The following is an 18,103-nucleotide window of genomic DNA, read 5'->3' on the forward strand; positions in this document are numbered from 1 at the left end:
TTCAGTTACTGCTGACTGATGCTCAGGTACGGAGCGGGATGAGCTGATGGTGCAGGATGGATTCAATCAAGGCGACTGTCTCAAACGTCGCTGCGTAATCAACCGTTTCGTGTTCGGTATGCTCATGTTTGTATCCGACGGACAGGTTGACAGAAGGGATGCCGAAGCCGGCAAATACCTTGGCATCACTTGATCCGCCGTTCGTGGTCGTCTTCCAGTCGGGCATTCCGGCGAGACGTCCTGCTTCTTCAAACAACGAACCGAAATCGGACGGACAGAACGGAATCAGGTTTCGGCAGGCTGTGACGATATCACGCGTTCCCCGGCGGTCGACGACGATGGCAGCATCGACATCTTGAATGAAAGCGGGGGCGATGCCTTCCGCACCGCGACATCCGATTTCTTCCTGAACGGTAAAAGCGAGTTTCAGGGTGCCGGAGAAGTTTGTATTTTGCACACGATCGACGACTTCGAGAATCGCCGTGATGCCGGCTCGATCATCTGCTCCGAGGGTACCGCTTGAGCTGCGCAGGGTCGTCCCGTCTTCGAGGATGGTCCGGTGTTCGTCCTTTAATTCAAACGTGTCCATATGAGCCGACAGCAGCACGGTCGGTCCGACACCACACTGGATGGTCGCAAGAACATTTCCTTGCTTATCGGTATACAGGAAATCCGTGCTCGATCTTAAGTGATTGCGGAGATGCATCGCGACCAGTCGCTCCCGTTTGCTGACACCCGGGATATCAAGCCATGTCAGCAGTCGATGTTTAAATTGTTCGAGTTGTAAGGTATGGAGATAGCTCCGGTCTTCGGACAACCGGTAAAGACGCTCCGCTAAGGATAGTAAAGAAGAAAATCCACTTTTCCGGTAATCGAGTTGTAACGTCAGACGCGTCAAATGAATCGTCATTTGGTGTGGCAACGCAAGGTTAAGCATCTGCCACTGTTCAAGGGATGGAAGTTATTTTAACGTAACGGAAGCCCGTCCGCGGCCATGTCCGTCGCAACAAGACAACGTCGTGATGTCGAGAGCGTTCAGCCAACGGACGATGCCCCGGATATATGGATCAAAGGATTGGTAAGGTAAATCATTTGTCGAAGGATCAAGCATCGCTTCACGGCCCGGTAAATCACTAAAAGGAACCTGCTGAATCCACTCGATCAGCCGACGATCGCTCCAGTCTTCAACCGGATATTGTAAAATAGAGTCAGTCAAACAGGCGACGTGCGTTTTGCTGAATCGGTCTTCCCGGTTTAGACCGTGTCGTGCTAATAGAATCGTTGAATTAGTCATTTCAAACAGCTCCTTGTTTTGTAGGTTGTTTTTAGTTTAGCAAGGGAGCTGTGACAGGCTGTCACACGTCAAAAATGAAGGAGTCACAGGGAATGGAACTGTCAGGATATTTGGAAGCGCAACGAATCCGCCGGGAATTACCGAACGAAACCCAAGAGGAACGGGTTATCAAGCGTCAAGCACACCTTAACTTACTTGTTCGTCAGGCAGAATTCTACAAGCTGTCGGACACGCCGGATTATCGTCAGGCTAAAAGGTGGTTACTGGACGCCATTAAAATGGAGAAACATCATCCGATTGCGAATTATCGATTAGGTTATATTTTGTATCGTGAACGTGAGTATGAACAAGCTGCCTATCATTTAAAAATAGCAGTCGATGGAACACGGACAGACATCTTAAGTGATACACAACTAATCTTAGCGAATACCTTTCTCGTGAATTGTGGAGTGGCGATAACACGGGAGGCGTTACAGAAGCTTGAAGATTTGGAATCGCAAATCGAAGGTGACATCGATCAAACACGGATTGACCGTTATCGCGCAGAAATGATCGTGCAGGATGAGTACGTCCTGGACCGGATCTATTACCGGAAAATCTCGCCAGGTCGTGAAACGATCATCAATGAAGAAACGTTTCATGAGACGAAACCGGAGAAGGATGAACTATTACTAAAAAGTTCGGATGACGGGAAAATGTTATATGTAGCCGGTCAATCAAGTGACATGTTAAATCAACATATGTTTTTGACCCTCGTATTATTAAATCAATCCATGTTTCAGACGTATCCCGTCCTGCAATCTGCCTTATCTGAGCTAAGTGGACAGGATATCACGTATGACCATATGCGGCAGTTGATTCGAAGAATCCGTGAACGTTTTGGAAAGCTTAATTTGATTGAAGCGAAAGCAGTGATGCTTCCGGAATCATCACGTTCTGTTCAAGGATTTCGGATTCACCCAAACTGGACGGTGACCATCCTTTGTCGAGCGGATGATTTTATTTCAAAATAAGCAATTCTACAATTACATTACTAAAAAAACTCCATGAAAAAGACAGAATGGTTTTAGATAAACCAAACTGCAATTTCATAGAGTTTTTTGAAATACATATGAAGTTAGATTATCGCTCGCAAGCAAAATTGTCTTTATCCCGATCCATTTTTGATTGGTAAGCGGGGTGAGTTGAGGGAACACCATTTGGATAGACCTGGGTCAGTTCTGTACAGTTCGCAAAGGATGTATTAGCTCTGGCTTTAGCGTCAGCTCTGGCTTTAGCGTCAGCTCTGGCTTTAGCGTCAGCTCTGGCTTTAGCGTCAGCTCTGGCTTTAGCGTCGGCTCTGGCTTTAGCGTCAGCTCTGGCTTTAGCGTCAGCTCTGGCTTTAGCGTCGGCTTTGGCTTTAGCGTCAGCTCTGGCTTTAGCGTCGGCTTTGGCTTTAGCGTCAGCTCTGGCTTTAGCGTCGGCTTTGGCTTTAGCGTCGGCTTTGGCTTTAGCGTCAGCTTTGGCTTTAGCCTCAGCTTTGGCTTTAGCCTCGGCTTTGGCTTTAGCGTCGGCTTTGGCTTTAGCCTCGGCTTTGGCTTTAGCCTCGGCTTTGGCTTTAGCCTCGGCTTTGGCTTTAGCCTCGGCTTTGGCTTTAGCCTCGGCTTTCTCCTGATCATCATCTTTCTGCTCAGTCGTTACTTCATCTACATTTGATTCATCAGGTTTTTGAACTTTAGCCGGAGCAACCGATTTTGAGAGTGTATTAAGATCATTGGTTTCAGCCATGTCTGTACTAGGTAATTCAAAGGCTAATACAAAGAATGCAATTATTGTAGTAAGGATCATCCAAAGTAAGGGACGTTTTATAACAAACCTTTTCTTCCGTATTTTTTGGAAGAATTGATAAGTAAAAAATAAACTGACAAGAAATAAAATACTAGAGAAAATTGAAGTGGTTGTAATAGATACTATTAACAGCACGACAGTAAGAAGTGTAGTTAATATACCAAGTAATATGAGAAAAAATTTATTCATCCTTTTCACTCCTTTAATAATATATTATGTAAAACATAACATATTATTAAAAAATGGTAATCTGATTTTAAAAATCTAAACAAAATATGTGTTCATAAGAAATAAATGTTAAAAACGAGCCGTATATTTTAAACGAATCCTCTATAATTAAATTATCACTAAAATTTGGTATTTTAAAAACGAGGAGGAATGGACATGAATAAAGCAGTGAAACTTATCATGACCGGTGTACTTAGTCTTTCATTGATCAGCGTGACGTCGGCGGAAAGCCATGCAGCAACGAAAGCGAAGACATTCAAGAATTGTACAGAAATGCAGAAAACCTATAAAGGCGGCGTCGCCAAGAAAAAAGGTCTGAAAAACCGGACGGGATACGATAAGAACGGCAAAGCAATTTATAAAAAAACACAACATGCTGCCCACGTCAGTTTGGCGACCTATAACCTTAATAAATCAAAAGACCGTGACAAAGACGGCATCGCCTGCGAACGCTAAAAAAGACCCGCTTCCGATTTTTTCGGAAAGCGGGTCTTCGTCTGTTTAGTTGAAGTTTTTCTTGAGGAAGTCCGTTACTTCTTCCGGTGTTTTTGCGTTGGCACTGTGCAAGTGACCGAGTTTCTCGTTGTTTTGGAAGACGAGTAAACTTGGAATCCCCATGACGACATTGTCAGAAGCGATTTCCGGGAATTCATCCTTGTCGATCGTATAGATCGGCAGTTCGCTGAATTGTGATTCGACATCCGGCATGAAATAGTCCATCCGTTTGCAGTCCGGGCACCAGTCGGCTTCGAACTTAATGATGACCGGTGTTTCGCTTGCGATTAACTCTTTGAATGTATCTTCACTCTTAATGTAGTTACTCATGTGTTAGTTCCCCCTGTTGTTGGTGTGTATCTTTAGTCTACTGATTCGGGACGCAAGATGCACGGATTATGATTGAAAAGGAACCGGGTTCTGCAAAAATGTTGTAGAGCGAAGTAAGAAGAGTATGCGCAAATTGCACAAGAAGCACCAATACACGATTAAATATGATTTGCCTTTAGGAAACACTATTGGTCTTTTGTTAATTAACTAGTTTTAAGCAAAATGATTTCTATAGACCCACTTGATTTCGACCTGTTACGATGAGGTTTGCTAATCGACAGAGCGAGTGGGGGCGACAAAAATGGATCAACAAAAATATGATAATTTAAAGCTTGGTGAGCGTGGTGCCATGATCAGCATCATTGCTTATATTGTCTTATCGGTCATCAAATTGATTGTCGGCTACACGGCGGATTCAGCGGCGTTACGGGCAGACGGTTTAAACAATACGACGGATATCATCGCCTCAATTGCGGTTTTGATCGGATTACGAATCTCAAGACGTCCGGCAGATGATAATCATAAATACGGACACTGGAAAAGTGAGACGATTGCCTCGATGGTCGCTTCCTTCATTATGATGGCAGTTGGACTACAGGTCTTGATTGATACGGTTTCGACGTTGTTCGAAGGAAAGCAGGAGTCGCCGGATATCGTCGCGGCTTACGTCGGGATTGGTTCCGCCATCGTGATGTATTTCGTTTATCGTTACAACCGGAACTTATCACGGAAAATTGACAGCAAGGCCGTCATGGCGGCTGCGAAAGACAACTTATCCGATGCCTGGGTCAGTATCGGGACGACGATCGGGATTATTGGGTCACAGTTCGGGATGCCGTGGCTTGATATCGCAACAGCGATCATCGTCGGATTCTTGATCTGTAAAACGGCTTGGGATATTTTCTCGGAAGCGTCCCATGAATTGTCGGATGGATTTGATGAACAGAAGCTGAAGATGTATGAAGATGTGATTTTTGATTTAGAGGGTGTCAAAGGAATCAAGTCGATCAAGGGACGGAATTATGGGAATAATGAAGTCGTTGATGTCGTGATTCTTGTCAACTCGCAATTAAACGTCAACCAAGCCCATGATATCGCGACGAAAGTCGAAGATACGCTGACGGATGAATATGGTGTCTACGATATTCATGTCCATGTTGAGCCGGAATGAAGCAGATAAAAGGAACGATCGTCATCTGACGACCGTTCCTTTTTTTATTTAATGGAAAGGTTTATAGCCCATCACTGCAACGTTACGGAATTGCCTTGAAACAGGACCTTCAATGAATGAGATATCGGAAAATCCGTGTTTTCTTGCTGCAGGAAGGAGTTCGTCTTGGACTAGATCTCTCACGCCGGTCCAAATGACATCATTCTTACCATCACAAAAGGTGATAACGAAATGACCGCCTGGCTTTAATGCATGATAGAGAGCTGCTAAGGTACCGGAGATGTTTTCCCAAAAATAGAGTGTATGTATCGTAAATACCTTATCGAACTGTTCATTTTGAAACGCCAATTGATTTAAATCTCCATACAGTACCTTGACCCGATTGGATTGGATCGCCTCTTTGTTTCTTTCTTGTACCGAACGTAGCATAGCAGAAGAAGAATCGATACCGGTAATCTGTTTTGCTAATGATTGATGGACAAGTCGCTCGATGGCATAACCTGCCCCGCAGCCAAGTTCTAGAATGGTGTCATCTTGTTGGACGTTCAGCAGATTTACGGTCCACTCAGTCTCAGGTTGATGTTGTCTCACCATTTTTTCCCCGATGTATGTGCCAAACCGTCCTGTAGGATGTACATATTGCTGATCAATGAAACGTTTAATGGTGGCAATGATGGTGATTCGCTCCTTCCGCTTAGAAATTCCGTTCAATCGTTAAAGCCAGTGCCCCGAATTGTTTTTCGGATTCGCTTGAATAAATGGTATAGGTTGCGTTTAATAACTCCTCCATGGACCAGCCGATACAATCGATTTGTTCGAGCGGAATCTGTTCGTACAGTTCTCGAAAATCTTTGAATGATTGACGTGCAGTGACTTGGACAACTACCTGTTCATTCGTTGACAGGTTCGTGAATTCGATTTGATCCGCCACTTGAATCGCTTGGCGCTTTTGGTCGTTTAAACGAATTTCGACCACTTTTCTTCCGGAAACGATGAATTGAAAAGGTTCCTGGTATAACCCCATTTGATGTAACAAAGTAAGTTCTCCTTTTTAATGAATCCTTTAATTGTACGTTTCTTTCATTATACGTGAGATGAATCATATCCTCGTTGCAAATATGTGCATTTTCACATTGTTTCTGCGTTGACATTTGAGATAAATGAGCGTAATTTAATTTACATAGATAATCGTTCGATATGGAACGATTCGAAATGGAACACGGAGGTGGAAGGATGGAAACAGAGCAACGGGAGCCGGTTCGTTCAACGGCCATGATGCAGTCGTTTTGGAATGTGCAACGGCATCTTGTTCGGGCGGCGCATCAGACAGCGCAGGAAAATGGACTCAGTTTACCGCAATTTCACAGCTTAATGACGATTGCGCCAAGAAGTCCGATTACGCAAAAAGAGCTTGCCGCGCATACGCACTTACCGAAAAGCACGCTCAGTCAATCGATAGAAGGATTGGTGCAGTCGGAGTGGGTGATCCGGGAAACGAATCCGGACAACCGGCGGGAAGTCGTTTTACGTTTGAGTGATCACGGACGGCAATTCGTCGAAACGATCAAACAACAGGAGGCCGGGATGCAACAACGGCTCGAGCAGGTCCTCGATCAGATCGATCCCGCCGTCTTTGAACAGATGTTGCAGACCCATGCGCAGATTGCAGAAGGATTAAAAGAAATTTTGTCACCAGGAAACGGAGGCTGTACAGATGATTAAGCTACTCAAAAATCTGACGACCTATAAATGGGCAGTTTTTGCTGTCTTGATCCTCGTCTTCGCCCAGTCGATGTCAGATTTATATTTACCGACGTTGATGGCCGACATTATTGATAAAGGAGTCGTGACGGGGGATACGGCATACATTTGGAAAATCGGCGCCGTCATGCTCGGGATTACTGGACTTGGCGCGCTCGCGGCGATTGCTGCCAGCTACTATTCCTCGAAAGCCGCGATGGGACTCGGCCGCGACATTCGCCGGAAAGTCTTTAACCACGTCGAACGGTTTACGCTACAGGAGTTTGATCAACTCGGAACGGCTTCATTGATCACACGGACGACAAACGATATCACCCAAGTCCAGCAGGTCGTCATCATGATGCTGCGGATGGTCGTCAGTGCGCCGATCATGTTCGTCGGTGGACTGATCATGGCCGTCTCGAAAGATGCCAAACTGTCGCTTGTCATTGTCGCGGCGATGCCGGCGTTGGTCATTTCGATTTTATTGATTCTTTGGAAAGGGGTCCCGTTGTTCGGCCAAGTCCAAAAACGGCTCGACCGCTTGAATCTCGTTTTGCGGGAAAACCTGACCGGGATTCGTGTCATCCGGGCCTTTAACCGGGAATCCCAGGAAAAAGTCCGGCTGACAAAAGCGAATGCCGATTTGACGGACGTCTCGATCAAGGTCAATAAAATCATGGCCTTTTTGATGCCGGTCATGATGCTCGTGATGAACTTGACGGTCGTCGGTGTCATATGGTTCGGCGGTATCCGGATTAATAACGGCGGGATGCAAATCGGGGATTTGATGGCGTTCATTCAATACGTCATGCAAATCATGTTTGCTCTCGTCATGGCGTCCGTCATGTTCGTCATGATTCCCCGGGCGGCCGTCTCGGCGAAACGGATTAATGAAGTCCTTGAAATGGAGCCGACGATGGTCGATGCCGGAACGGCTTCTGCGGATCAAGAACGCGGTACGCTTGTCTTTGACGGGGTGACGTTCAGTTATCCGGGAGCCGAGGCACCGGTCCTGTCCGATATCAGCTTTACTGCCCGACCTGGTGAAATCACGGCTGTGATTGGTGGAACCGGTTCCGGAAAATCAACGCTCGTCAATTTGATTCCACGCTTTTATGACGTGACGGAAGGCAGCATCCAAGTCAACGGCGTCGACAGCCAAGCCGTCCCGCAGGAAGAATTGCGTTCGAAAATCGGCTTTGTCCCGCAAAAAGCGTTGCTGTTTACGGGAACAATCGCGGAGAACATCCGGTTCGGAAAAGAGGATGCGACGGACGAAGAAATCCGGCATGCGGCACAAGTCGCTCAAGCAACTGATTTCATTGAACGGATGCCGGACCGATATGAATCAATGATTGAACAAGGCGGTTCCAACGTCTCCGGTGGTCAAAAACAACGCTTGTCGATTGCTCGGGCACTGGTCCGGAAACCGGATATTTATGTCTTTGATGACAGCTTCTCGGCGCTTGATTTCAAAACCGACGCGACGTTACGGAAAGCTTTGAAACAGGAAACGCAAGACGCAACCGTTCTGATTGTCGCGCAACGCGTCAGTACCGTCATGGATGCCGATCAAATCATTGTCCTGGAAGAAGGACGTGTGGCCGGAATCGGGACACACGATGAACTGTACGAAACGAACGAAGTCTATCAGGAAATCGTTAAATCTCAACTGTCCGAGGAGGAAATCGCATGAGTACCAGTAATACGAAACGACCTGCCGGCGGCCCTCCCGGTGGAGGTCCCGGCGGCGGGAACATGATGATGATGGGCGAAAAACCGAAAAACTTTAAAGCGACGTTCCGCCGGTTACTCGGTTACCTGGAACCACGCCGGAACGCTCTCATAGCGGTCTTTGTCGCGGCGATTCTCAGTACGATCTTCATGATTGCCGGACCGAAAATCATGGGGACGGCGATCACGGAACTGTTTGAAGGCGCCTATGCCAAGTTCCAGGGTGTACCGGGAGCAGCAATCGACTTTACGAAAATCGGACAGATCCTGTTGTTGCTCGCGGGACTGTATGTCGTCAGCAGTCTGTTCAGTTATCTGCAACAGTATCTGATGTCGGGCATCGCGCAAAAAACAGTCTATGATTTACGGGAAGATGTAAATCAGAAGCTCGAGCGGTTGCCGCTGAAGTATTATGACGGCCGACCGAACGGGGAAACGCTCAGCCGGGTCACGAATGACATCGATACGATCGGAAGTACATTGCAACAAAGCGTGACGTCGTTCATTACGTCGATCGTGACGATCGTCGGCATTTTAATCATGATGCTGACGATCAGTCCGCTATTGACGTTGATCTCACTTGTCTCTTTACCAATCTCGATTTTTGCGATTCGTCCGATTTTGAAACGGTCGCAAAAATATTTTGCTGATCAGCAACGGACACTCGGACAACTGAATGGTCATGTCGAAGAGATGTATACCGGTCATCCGGTCGTCAAAGCGTTTGGTCATGAACGCAGAGCGGTCGAACAATTTGATGCCGTGAATGAAGATTTATATGAAGCGGGACGAAAAGCCCAGTTCATCTCCGGAATCATCATGCCGATGATGATGTTCATCGGGAACATCAGCTATGTTCTGATCAGTGTCGTCGGCGGTATTCTCGTCACTCAGCGCAGCATCTCGATCGGAGATATTCAAGCGTTCATCACCTATACACGTCAATTCACACAACCGATCACCCAAACGGCCAATATCGCGAACATCGTTCAGTCGACGGTCGCAGCAGCGGAACGGGTCTTTGAGTTACTCGACGAAGAAGAGGAAGTTAAAGAAGTAACGACGCATCACTTAACAAAAGCCGACGGCGCGGTTGCCTTCGAGCATGTTGACTTCGGTTACGGCGAACAGCTGTTGATTGAAGACATGAACATCGATGTCAAACCGGGTCAGACGGTGGCAATCGTCGGTCCGACTGGTGCCGGGAAAACGACGTTAATCAACCTATTGATGCGGTTTTATGAGTTAAACCGTGGTGTCATCCGCATCGACGGGATCGATACACGGAAGATGTCTCGCGAAGATTTACGGACGACGTTCGGTATGGTCCTGCAAGATACGTGGCTTTTTAACGGTACGATTCGTGACAATCTCGCTTATGGAAAAACCGGGGCGACGGAAGAAGACATCGTCGAAGCCGCGAAAACGGCTCATGCCGATCACTTTATCCGGACGTTGCCGGACGGTTACGATACCGTCTTAAATGAAGAAGCATCAAATATCTCACAAGGGCAAAAGCAGTTGTTGACGATTGCCCGGGCGGTCCTCGCCGATCCGCCGATCATGATTCTCGATGAAGCAACGTCAAGCGTTGATACGCGGACGGAAATCTTTATTCAACAAGCGATGAAACGGTTGATGGAAGGGCGGACCAGTTTCGTCATCGCCCACCGTTTGTCGACGATTAAAGATGCAGATTTGATTTTGGTCATGGATCAAGGCCGGGTCATTGAACAAGGCACACATGAAGCATTGCTCGAAGCAAACGGCTTTTATGCCGATCTCTACAACAGTCAGTTCTCGGAAAAAGAAGTCGTCTGAGGAAATGGCAGCATCCGATCCGGATGCTGTCTTTTTTTGTGGAATCTTTTTTCTTGCACTCATATACCTATGGGGGTATATTGATGGCAGGAACTTATTCAGTAAAGGGGCAAACAATATGAAAAACATCTCAACCAACGAATTAGAACAGGTACTGCAAGACGACAAAACCATTCAACTGATTGATGTCCGTGAAACGGATGAATACGCCGGCGGTCATATCCGACAGGCGAAAAACCTTCCGTTATCCGAACTGGCGGAACGGACGAATGAACTGGATGCCGACCGGCCATTACATGTCATCTGTTTAGCTGGGGGACGCAGCATGAATGCTTCAACCTATCTCGAACAAGCCGGTTTTGATGTCACGAATGTCGACGGCGGCATGATGAGCTGGCAAGGCGACGTCTCGAAATAATCGATCACACTTATCCGAAGGGGGAACTTCCATGTTATTACGTTACTTTTACGATGAAAAATTAGCCCAAGCTTCTTATCTGGTCGGTTGTCAAAAGACAGGAGAAGCAATCGTCATTGATCCGGCGCGAAATATCGAAGGATATCTCAAAGAAGCGGCAAAAGAAGGATTACACATCGTCGCGACAGCGGAAACGCATATCCATGCGGATTTTGTATCCGGCACACGGGAATTTGCTGAACGGTTTGATACGACGGCTTATCTGTCTGACGAGGGTGATGCCGACTGGAAATACGAATTTGCAGCTGACATCGATGCCAAACTTGTGACGGATGGAAATCGATTCAAAGTAGGGAACGTGACATTTGAAGTCATGCACACGCCGGGACATACGCCGGAACATGTCTCATTTTTACTGTATGACCGCGATCAAACGGTTCCGATGGGCATTTTTACAGGAGACTTTGTTTTTGTAGGCGATATCGGGCGTCCGGACTTACTTGAAGAAGCAGCCGGCATTCAAGGGACGACGGCTGTCGGAGCAAAACAGATGTTTGCGTCACTGAAACGGTTCAAAGCATTACCGGATTTTGTGCAAGTCTGGCCGGGTCATGGAGCCGGCAGCGCCTGCGGGAAAGCACTCGGTGCGATTCCGACGACGACGGTCGGTTATGAAAAACAAACGAACTGGGCTCTCCAGGCAGAAGACGAAGCTACATTTGTCAAAGAGCTGACGACAGACCAACCGGAACCGCCGAACTATTTTGCGATGATGAAGCGGGTCAACAAAAAAGGAATCGCGGTCACGCCTACGCTTTTAAAGCCGCGGGTCGCTGATGCAACTGAACTGGAAACCCTTGTCGAAACGATGCAGGTCGTTGATACACGTAACGGAAAAGCGTTTGCTGCAGGACATGTACCGGGGACACTCAATATTCCATACAACTCAAAATTCGTCACGTGGGCCGGCTGGTTACTGGACTTTGATCACGATATTGCCGTGATTGCCGAGCCACGTTTACTGGAAGAAATCCAGACCGATTTACAATCGATTGGTCTCGACCGGTTCGTCACGTTGGTAGATATAGCAGATTTGTCACCCGAACAATTGACGGAACAGTATCCGGACTGGAGTGCCGAACAAACGATTGAAGCAGCGGAAGCCGGTGACGTGTTTGTCCTCGATGTCCGCAATAAAACAGAATGGGATGCTGGTCATTATGAGCAGGCGAAACGAATTTTACTTGGTAAACTGTCCTCACGTTACGAAGAAATTCCGGTCGATTGTCCGGTCGCCGTCCACTGTGCCTCCGGCGTCCGGTCACGAATGGCAGTCAGTGTCTTACAATCACTCGGCATGAAGAATGTCATCAATATCGATGGTGGATATGCCGCTCTTCAACCGGTTCTTGACCGACAGGCGTTAACAGAAAAATGACAGCACGATACTAAAAGAAAATAGCTTTTCCAAAATGGATGGTTCTAATCAGAATCATCCATTTTTTTAAATACTATTCACAAACTGCCACTTTCAGGTTAAAAGTGGTTTAGCAATTCCTTTAGCTGGGGAAATTAAAGAAGTGTCGGAAATATACTATTTAGAGATGAAGGAGTGTGGCAGGATGAACAACTTTTGGAACACGACGTCCTTTGACGTCAACGGGATTCTAGGGACTCTCGGAAACATTTTAGGAGCACTTATCGTCTTCTTGATTGGATGGCTGATTGCGAAACTGATCGCAAACGGTATTCAAAAAGCATTAGAAAAATCGGGTGTCGTTCATAAGTTGTCACCACAAAAAGAAGGTACACCACCACAAAAGAAAAAGTGGACGCCTGAAAAAATTATCGGGACAGTCATCTTCTGGATCTTGATGGTATTTGTTCTAATCCTAGTCTTTAACATCTTGAACTTGAACATCATCGCAGGACCACTTGCGGATACGATGAGCACATTGCTCGCAGCGATCCCGAATATCCTGAAAGCAGCATTGATTCTTCTTTTTGCTTACGTCATCGCGGTTGTACTCCGCATGATCATCGTCAAAGGCGGAACGAAGCTGATGTCGAACGAAAAAGTCCGTTCGAACAAAATGCTTCAAGGTCAAACGGATCTTTCAAGTTATCCGAAGATTGCAGGCGAAATCGTCTTCTATCTTGTCTTGTTATTGTTCCTACCGGGTGTACTTGGTGCACTTAACATCGAAAGTGTTTCTGAACCGTTCAGTCAATTACTCTCGTCGTTCCTTGGTTTCATTCCACGTCTGATTGCTGCAGCAGCGATCTTCTTCGTCGGATTCCTCGTTGCGAAAATCGTCCGCGATATCGTTACGAACTTCCTGCATGCAGTCGGTACAGACAAGTTTGCTTCACGCTTCAACATCGGTACAAACGAACAAAAAGATACAAAATCACTTTCTTCAATCTTAGGGACAGTCGTCTTCATCCTGATCTTAATCCCGATCACGATTTCGGCACTTGACCAGCTCAACATCAAAGGTATTACAGGACCAGCCATCAACATGTTAAACGATGTTCTTGGTATGATTCCGAACATCATTATCGGTGTCGTCTTGATCCTTGTCGGTCTTTATGTCGGTCGTTTCGTTAAGAAATTCGTTGCAGATCTCTTGTCACGTCTCGGTTTCAACAACTTAACACGCCACTTGAAAATCGGTAACTGGGATGCAAACAATGCATCGACATCACCATCATCAATCGTTGGATCACTCGTTGAAATCGTCATCGTCGTCTTGTTCGTCGTTGAAGCCTTCAACTTAATCGGTCTTGACTTCATGGTTGATCTTGGTCGCGCGGTTCTTGCTTTCCTTCCAAGCGTCTTGACAGCGATCATCATCTTGGCCATCGGTATCATCATCAGCAACTTGGTGAAACGCACGATGGACAGCCTGTTTGCTAACTCGGATTTAAAAGTTCTTTCAAGCGTCGCGAAATATGCCATCCTTGCTCTTGCTGTCTTCATGGCACTTGATCAACTTGGTGTTGCTGCTACAATCGTTAACTCAGCGTTCATCTTGATTCTCGGTGCTGTTGCTCTTGCTTTCGGACTCGCGTTTGGTTTAGGTGGCCGTGATAATGCATCACGTTACCTCGACCGTCTCCAGAAAAAAGCAGAGAATGCAGATATCGACACATCGAACCTGCCGTCAAACAACACATCGTCTGCTTCGACGAAGCCAAGCTTAAAAGAAGCAGCAAAAGGTGCAGCGTCAAAAGCAGCAGATGACGTTACACCAGATCAAGCACCAAAAGCTTCTAAACCATCATCTTCTACGAACGTAAACCCGACACATGGTACACCAAAAGGGGCACTTCCTGAAAATGATTTAGCACAACAAGACGATTACCCGATCGATCCGGACACACATCGTGGCCCGAACTTAGATCACCCGAACGATCGTCCGTAACATTAATAAAACTCCTTCACCAGCCGGTGGAGGAGTTTTTTAGTGCATTAACGCATACGTACATATTTGTATTGTAGTAGAATAACAAAACTGGTTTGACCAATTTGTGAAAAAAAACAGAAACTTTTGCTTATAAAAGCTGACATGGTTTGTTATGATGAAAAGGTCAATTAGAAAAATGATTTGAATATTCAGAAAAAAGAGAAAGTTCGGAGGGTGTTTTATGAGTTTGCTTCGTAAGAAAGATGTCAGTGTGATGATGGATCAAAAGAGCCATTCCAAACTGGCGCGGCATTTATCAGGCTTTGATTTAGTTTTACTTGGGATTGGTGCAATTATCGGAACAGGGATTTTTGTCCTGACCGGAACAGGAGCGTTGTATGCAGGACCCGCATTACCGGTTGCCTTTATTATTTCTGCTATCGTCTGTGCATTAGCGGCTCTCTGTTACGCCGAATTCTCATCGATGATTCCCGTCTCGGGTAGTGTGTACACGTACACCTACGCCACAATCGGGGAACTGGTTGCCTGGATCATCGGTTGGTGTCTCATCCTGGAATACGGTTTGGCATCAAGTGCCGTAGCGACAGGTTGGTCCGGTTATTTCCAATCACTATTATCCGGATTCGGAATCAGTCTGCCGACAGCGTTAACGGCAGCACCGGGTGCTGTACCGGGAAGCGAAACATTCTTCAATTTACCGGCGTTCTTGATCTTGATGGTCATCACGCTGTTGCTCTCAATGGGTATTAAAGAAACAAAACGCGTCAACAATATCATGGTTCTTGTAAAAGTAGCCGTCGTTGTCTTGTTCATCGTCGTCGGGATCTGGTACGTCGAACCGGGCAACTATACACCGTTCGCACCGTTCGGTATCAGTGGTGTCCTGCAGGCTTCAGCCATCGCTTTCTTCGCTTACCTCGGTTTTGATGCCGTTACGTCAGCAGCAGAAGAAGTAAAAGATCCGGGCCGTAACTTACCGATCGGGATCTTAGGATCACTTGCCATCGTTACCGTATTATACGTCGTCGTATCCGCCATCATGGTCGGAATCGTACCATTCAAACAGTTTGAAGGGGTCGACAGTCCGGTTTCGTTAGCCTTAAAAGTAGCAGGTCAGGACTGGGTCGCAGGTTTCGTCGACTTAGGTGCGATCGTTGGTATGACAACGGTTATCCTCGTCATGACATTTGGTCTGGTTCGTCTCCTGTTCGCGATGAGCCGTGACGGATTATTGCCGAAAATCTTCTCAGACGTGAATGAAAAATCACATACGCCTGTCAAAGCAACATGGATTCTTGGTACGACTGCCGGTTTGATCGCCGGATTCGTTCCACTCGGTACACTGGCAGAATTGATCAATATCGGAACACTCGCAGCATTCGCTCTGATTTCAATTGCCGTCGTCATCTTACGGAAAACGCGTCCTGATTTGAAGCGGGCGTTCAAAGTGCCATGGGTTCCATTCTTACCGATTCTTTCCGTCCTTGCCTGCATCATGTTGATGTTGAACCTTCAAACATTCACATGGATTGCTTTCTTCATCTGGACAGCGATCGGTCTGCTCGTCTACTTCGGATACGGAAGATCACGTTCAAAATTACAACAATAAACACTCATGCCATCCAGGATTATTTTTGGATGGTTTTTTGTTTGCTGCCGGCAGGAATGAACACCGGAAAAGGCGAACGGTTGTAAAGAAGGGGGCGATCCGAAATGATTCATATTAAACGGGCACCTGATACAGAAACAGCATATTTAGTCATGAAGGAAGGTTTCAGCGATTACATGATTCCACTAGGTCTTTCACCTGAAGTGTTTCAGGAACGAATCTTAGAACGTGACGGCAACCAACTGGAACATTCGTTCATTGCCTATCACGGGGAACGACCGGTCGCGATTTGGTTGAACGGGCTGAAGACGATCAAGAAAAAAACGGTCATGCGTTGTGGCGGACTGGCGGTCGATCCACAGTACCGGCGTCTTGGAATTGCCAAAGCCTTGTATGAAGCACAGCTGAGTTATGCCAAATCTTTGAATATCGATTGCTTGATGCTTGAAGTCATTCAAGGAAATGAGCCGGCGATTACCTTATACAAGAGTTTCGGTTATCAAACTGTCAGTGAACTCGGTTATTTTCATAAAGAAGAACAGGGACAGGTTGAACCGCTTGTTGAAATTGATCAAGTGGCTTTTGAACGGCGGTACATACAGCAGGACGAATACATTTGGCAACAGGATCCGGGCGTTATGAAACTGGCGAAAGCCCGTTACTACGAACTGGATGGTGCCTTTATTGCCGCAGTCAATGAATCAATTTTTGCCATTTTGACAGATGAAGAAGAAGTTGCCCGGATCGCGACCGAAGCAACACGCCGGTTGGCAGGTGAACACTATCATCTGCAGTCGACGAATCAACAGGTATGGGAAGAGTTACGCGAAGCCGGTTGGAAACAGCGGGATATTAAACAATTCATCATGCAAAAACCAATCGAAGTCTAAACAAACGGGATGTGCAGAACGGCCTTTGAGGCAACTCTGTCCATCCCGATTTTTTGTTACATCCACAAGCTGATCATGACGATGACGGCAAAGATCACGAATAAGATCCCTGTGCCACCAAGCATGACGAGCATGATTTTGTTCATCATTAAAAAAAACCTCAATTCTTCCCCTAACAGTTATTTTACAAAATAACTCAATGAATTTTGATATTTTTTCATTTCGCTTACACCATTTTTATATCTTTTACTGTTTGGATCTTGTGAGATGTAATCGTGTGAACGTTCATCAATCCATTTTGTACCGCTTACTGTAAGGTCATTAAAGACGTAACCGAATCCATAACCACCATTATCATAAATAGGAGCCTGTACTAAATTGCCGTTCATCTTTGGTTTGATTGCATACGACGTTAGAGTGTTACTTTGTTTTGTGAGTTTTTTATTTAAAACTGTGTATGTTTTTAGGTTAAGAAACGAATAAGTTTCTTTGTTTGTCAGCGAAAAAACAGTAGGGTATCCTGTTTTGTTTTTGAGAACGGCACTTGTTTTGGCATCTGTCGTACTGAATACATAAGGATTTGATTTGGTATACGTATATTTGTAATTGGTAGATTTCCCGTTCAAATAAAGAACAAATTTTCCGCTACATAACTCGTCCTTACCTTTAATCCACCAAATATCATTTGAAGTAGCTTTGTGGCAACTTGCTTTAGATGAACGCATTGAAACAGTATACTTTTTCTTAGCCTGATCATAGATAGTAAAGTCTTGTTTGATTTTTTTAGAGTAAGAGGCAGCTTCAGAATGTAGAGGTTGAATACTCAAAACCGAAAATAAGCAAGCGGATACAAGTAATTTTTTCATAATAGATCTCCAAGTCATCATATTTTAATTCCATTTTATAACATATGAAGCTGTTGAGAAATTAAAAAATAAAAATTAAAACCAAAAACGCCTTTCTTTCGTTTACTGTGAACTTAACCCTGAATGGTGGACACTTGATAAAAGACCCCATTCGGGATTTTTTGTGTTTAAAGAAATCGATATACTGTACCTATTCAATTTAGACGGGAGAACTATTCATGAACAGACGCACCTTCAATCCAGATC

18 protein-coding genes are annotated in these 18,103 nt (G+C 45.8%); 11 read left to right on the forward strand and 7 right to left on the reverse strand.

All coding sequences use genetic code 11. The features are described 5' to 3' along the window. Positions 1-22 precede the first annotated feature (22 nt). Entirely contained in the window at positions 23-937 is a 915-nt protein-coding gene (locus tag KNP91_RS14545) for a M20/M25/M40 family metallo-hydrolase (protein WP_251136081.1), read from the reverse strand. Between the two features lie 24 nt (positions 938-961). Further along, positions 962-1,294 (reverse strand): hypothetical protein, encoded by a 333-nt coding sequence (locus KNP91_RS15750; RefSeq protein WP_251136082.1) that lies wholly within the window; start codon positions 1,292-1,294, stop codon positions 962-964. 92 nt (positions 1,295-1,386) lie between these two features. On the opposite strand from KNP91_RS15750, the gene KNP91_RS14550 reads away from it, so the two are divergent. After that, positions 1,387-2,307 carry a tetratricopeptide repeat protein gene (locus KNP91_RS14550; RefSeq protein ID WP_214850791.1) on the forward strand — a complete coding sequence of 307 codons (921 nt, stop codon included), beginning with the start codon at positions 1,387-1,389 and terminating at the stop codon, positions 2,305-2,307. Between the two features lie 109 nt (positions 2,308-2,416). Here the strand turns inward: KNP91_RS14550 and KNP91_RS15840 are convergent, their stop codons facing one another. Then, a complete protein-coding gene (locus KNP91_RS15840) occupies positions 2,417-3,310 on the reverse strand; it encodes an excalibur calcium-binding domain-containing protein (protein WP_285801112.1) in 894 nt (297 codons plus the stop codon). Positions 3,311-3,505: 195 nt separating this feature from the next. Here KNP91_RS15840 and KNP91_RS14560 point away from each other — a divergent pair, with 195 nt between their 5' ends. Continuing rightward, positions 3,506-3,805: an excalibur calcium-binding domain-containing protein gene (locus KNP91_RS14560; RefSeq protein WP_214766347.1), complete on the forward strand. Its 300-nt coding sequence runs from the start codon at positions 3,506-3,508 to the stop codon at positions 3,803-3,805. A gap of 45 nt (positions 3,806-3,850) precedes the next feature. Here the strand turns inward: KNP91_RS14560 and KNP91_RS14565 are convergent, their stop codons facing one another. Next, a complete protein-coding gene (locus KNP91_RS14565; protein WP_012369239.1) occupies positions 3,851-4,174 on the reverse strand; it encodes a thioredoxin family protein in 324 nt (107 codons plus the stop codon). 301 nt (positions 4,175-4,475) lie between these two features. On the opposite strand from KNP91_RS14565, the gene KNP91_RS14570 reads away from it, so the two are divergent. Further along, positions 4,476-5,345 carry a cation diffusion facilitator family transporter gene (locus KNP91_RS14570; protein ID WP_214766345.1) on the forward strand — a complete coding sequence of 290 codons (870 nt, stop codon included), beginning with the start codon at positions 4,476-4,478 and terminating at the stop codon, positions 5,343-5,345. A 48-nt stretch (positions 5,346-5,393) separates the two neighbouring features. On the opposite strand, the gene KNP91_RS14575 is transcribed toward KNP91_RS14570, so the two are convergent. Together KNP91_RS14575 and KNP91_RS14580 are read right to left on the reverse strand one after the other, a co-directional pair. Continuing rightward, positions 5,394-5,936 carry a class I SAM-dependent methyltransferase gene (locus KNP91_RS14575; protein ID WP_214766343.1) on the reverse strand — a complete coding sequence of 181 codons (543 nt, stop codon included), beginning with the start codon at positions 5,934-5,936 and terminating at the stop codon, positions 5,394-5,396. A gap of 103 nt (positions 5,937-6,039) precedes the next feature. Next, positions 6,040-6,381, reverse strand: a complete 342-nt coding sequence (locus KNP91_RS14580) for an ASCH domain-containing protein (RefSeq protein ID WP_214766341.1) — start codon at positions 6,379-6,381, stop codon at positions 6,040-6,042. Positions 6,382-6,578: 197 nt separating this feature from the next. Here KNP91_RS14580 and KNP91_RS14585 point away from each other — a divergent pair, with 197 nt between their 5' ends. The 8 genes from KNP91_RS14585 to KNP91_RS14620 all read left to right on the forward strand — a co-directional run bounded on the left by KNP91_RS14585 (position 6,579) and on the right by KNP91_RS14620 (position 16,991). Continuing rightward, positions 6,579-7,067 carry a MarR family winged helix-turn-helix transcriptional regulator gene (locus tag KNP91_RS14585; protein WP_214850802.1) on the forward strand — a complete coding sequence of 163 codons (489 nt, stop codon included), beginning with the start codon at positions 6,579-6,581 and terminating at the stop codon, positions 7,065-7,067. Next, complete coding sequence (locus tag KNP91_RS14590; protein ID WP_214850804.1) at positions 7,060-8,784, forward strand: ABC transporter ATP-binding protein; 1,725 nt, start codon at positions 7,060-7,062, stop codon at positions 8,782-8,784. The genes KNP91_RS14585 and KNP91_RS14590 overlap by 8 nt, the downstream gene beginning before the upstream one ends. Next, positions 8,781-10,643 (forward strand): ABC transporter ATP-binding protein, encoded by a 1,863-nt coding sequence (locus KNP91_RS14595; RefSeq protein ID WP_285801113.1) that lies wholly within the window; start codon positions 8,781-8,783, stop codon positions 10,641-10,643. The genes KNP91_RS14590 and KNP91_RS14595 overlap by 4 nt, the downstream gene beginning before the upstream one ends. Positions 10,644-10,761: 118 nt before the next feature. Next, entirely contained in the window at positions 10,762-11,061 is a 300-nt protein-coding gene (locus KNP91_RS14600; protein WP_214766335.1) for a rhodanese-like domain-containing protein, read from the forward strand. A 31-nt stretch (positions 11,062-11,092) separates the two neighbouring features. Then, positions 11,093-12,499, forward strand: coding sequence for an MBL fold metallo-hydrolase (locus tag KNP91_RS14605; protein WP_214850806.1), 1,407 nt, complete (start codon positions 11,093-11,095; stop codon positions 12,497-12,499). Positions 12,500-12,683: 184 nt separating this feature from the next. Next, entirely contained in the window at positions 12,684-14,489 is a 1,806-nt protein-coding gene (locus KNP91_RS14610; protein WP_214766331.1) for a mechanosensitive ion channel, read from the forward strand. A 223-nt stretch (positions 14,490-14,712) separates the two neighbouring features. Continuing rightward, entirely contained in the window at positions 14,713-16,101 is a 1,389-nt protein-coding gene (bcaP, locus tag KNP91_RS14615) for a branched-chain amino acid transporter BcaP (protein WP_012369248.1), read from the forward strand. Between the two features lie 104 nt (positions 16,102-16,205). Continuing rightward, positions 16,206-16,991 (forward strand): GNAT family N-acetyltransferase, encoded by a 786-nt coding sequence (locus KNP91_RS14620; RefSeq protein ID WP_214766329.1) that lies wholly within the window; start codon positions 16,206-16,208, stop codon positions 16,989-16,991. Between the two features lie 179 nt (positions 16,992-17,170). Here KNP91_RS14620 and KNP91_RS14625 read toward each other — a convergent pair whose 3' ends face one another. Further along, positions 17,171-17,857: a hypothetical protein gene (locus KNP91_RS14625; protein WP_012369250.1), complete on the reverse strand. Its 687-nt coding sequence runs from the start codon at positions 17,855-17,857 to the stop codon at positions 17,171-17,173. Positions 17,858-18,103 lie beyond the last annotated feature (246 nt).

This window comes from Exiguobacterium sp. s138 (assembly GCF_018618775.1).
GTDB lineage: Bacteria > Bacillota > Bacilli > Exiguobacteriales > Exiguobacteriaceae > Exiguobacterium_A > Exiguobacterium_A artemiae.

Bases quoted from the DNA above. Each gene is read 5' to 3' on its own strand.
- KNP91_RS14545 (WP_251136081.1), bottom strand. From the start codon at position 937: ATGCTTAACCTTGCGTTGCCACACCAAATGACGATTCATTTGACGCGT.
- KNP91_RS15750 (WP_251136082.1), bottom strand. From the start codon at position 1,294: ATGACTAATTCAACGATTCTATTAGCACGACACGGTCTAAACCGGGAA.
- KNP91_RS14550 (WP_214850791.1), top strand. From the start codon at position 1,387: ATGGAACTGTCAGGATATTTGGAAGCGCAACGAATCCGCCGGGAATTA.
- KNP91_RS15840 (WP_285801112.1), bottom strand. From the start codon at position 3,310: ATGAATAAATTTTTTCTCATATTACTTGGTATATTAACTACACTTCTT.
- KNP91_RS14560 (WP_214766347.1), top strand. From the start codon at position 3,506: ATGAATAAAGCAGTGAAACTTATCATGACCGGTGTACTTAGTCTTTCA.
- KNP91_RS14565 (WP_012369239.1), bottom strand. From the start codon at position 4,174: ATGAGTAACTACATTAAGAGTGAAGATACATTCAAAGAGTTAATCGCA.
- KNP91_RS14570 (WP_214766345.1), top strand. From the start codon at position 4,476: ATGGATCAACAAAAATATGATAATTTAAAGCTTGGTGAGCGTGGTGCC.
- KNP91_RS14585 (WP_214850802.1), top strand. From the start codon at position 6,579: ATGGAAACAGAGCAACGGGAGCCGGTTCGTTCAACGGCCATGATGCAG.
- KNP91_RS14590 (WP_214850804.1), top strand. From the start codon at position 7,060: ATGATTAAGCTACTCAAAAATCTGACGACCTATAAATGGGCAGTTTTT.
- KNP91_RS14595 (WP_285801113.1), top strand. From the start codon at position 8,781: ATGAGTACCAGTAATACGAAACGACCTGCCGGCGGCCCTCCCGGTGGA.
- KNP91_RS14600 (WP_214766335.1), top strand. From the start codon at position 10,762: ATGAAAAACATCTCAACCAACGAATTAGAACAGGTACTGCAAGACGAC.
- KNP91_RS14605 (WP_214850806.1), top strand. From the start codon at position 11,093: ATGTTATTACGTTACTTTTACGATGAAAAATTAGCCCAAGCTTCTTAT.
- KNP91_RS14610 (WP_214766331.1), top strand. From the start codon at position 12,684: ATGAACAACTTTTGGAACACGACGTCCTTTGACGTCAACGGGATTCTA.
- bcaP (WP_012369248.1), top strand. From the start codon at position 14,713: ATGAGTTTGCTTCGTAAGAAAGATGTCAGTGTGATGATGGATCAAAAG.
- KNP91_RS14620 (WP_214766329.1), top strand. From the start codon at position 16,206: ATGATTCATATTAAACGGGCACCTGATACAGAAACAGCATATTTAGTC.
- KNP91_RS14625 (WP_012369250.1), bottom strand. From the start codon at position 17,857: ATGAAAAAATTACTTGTATCCGCTTGCTTATTTTCGGTTTTGAGTATT.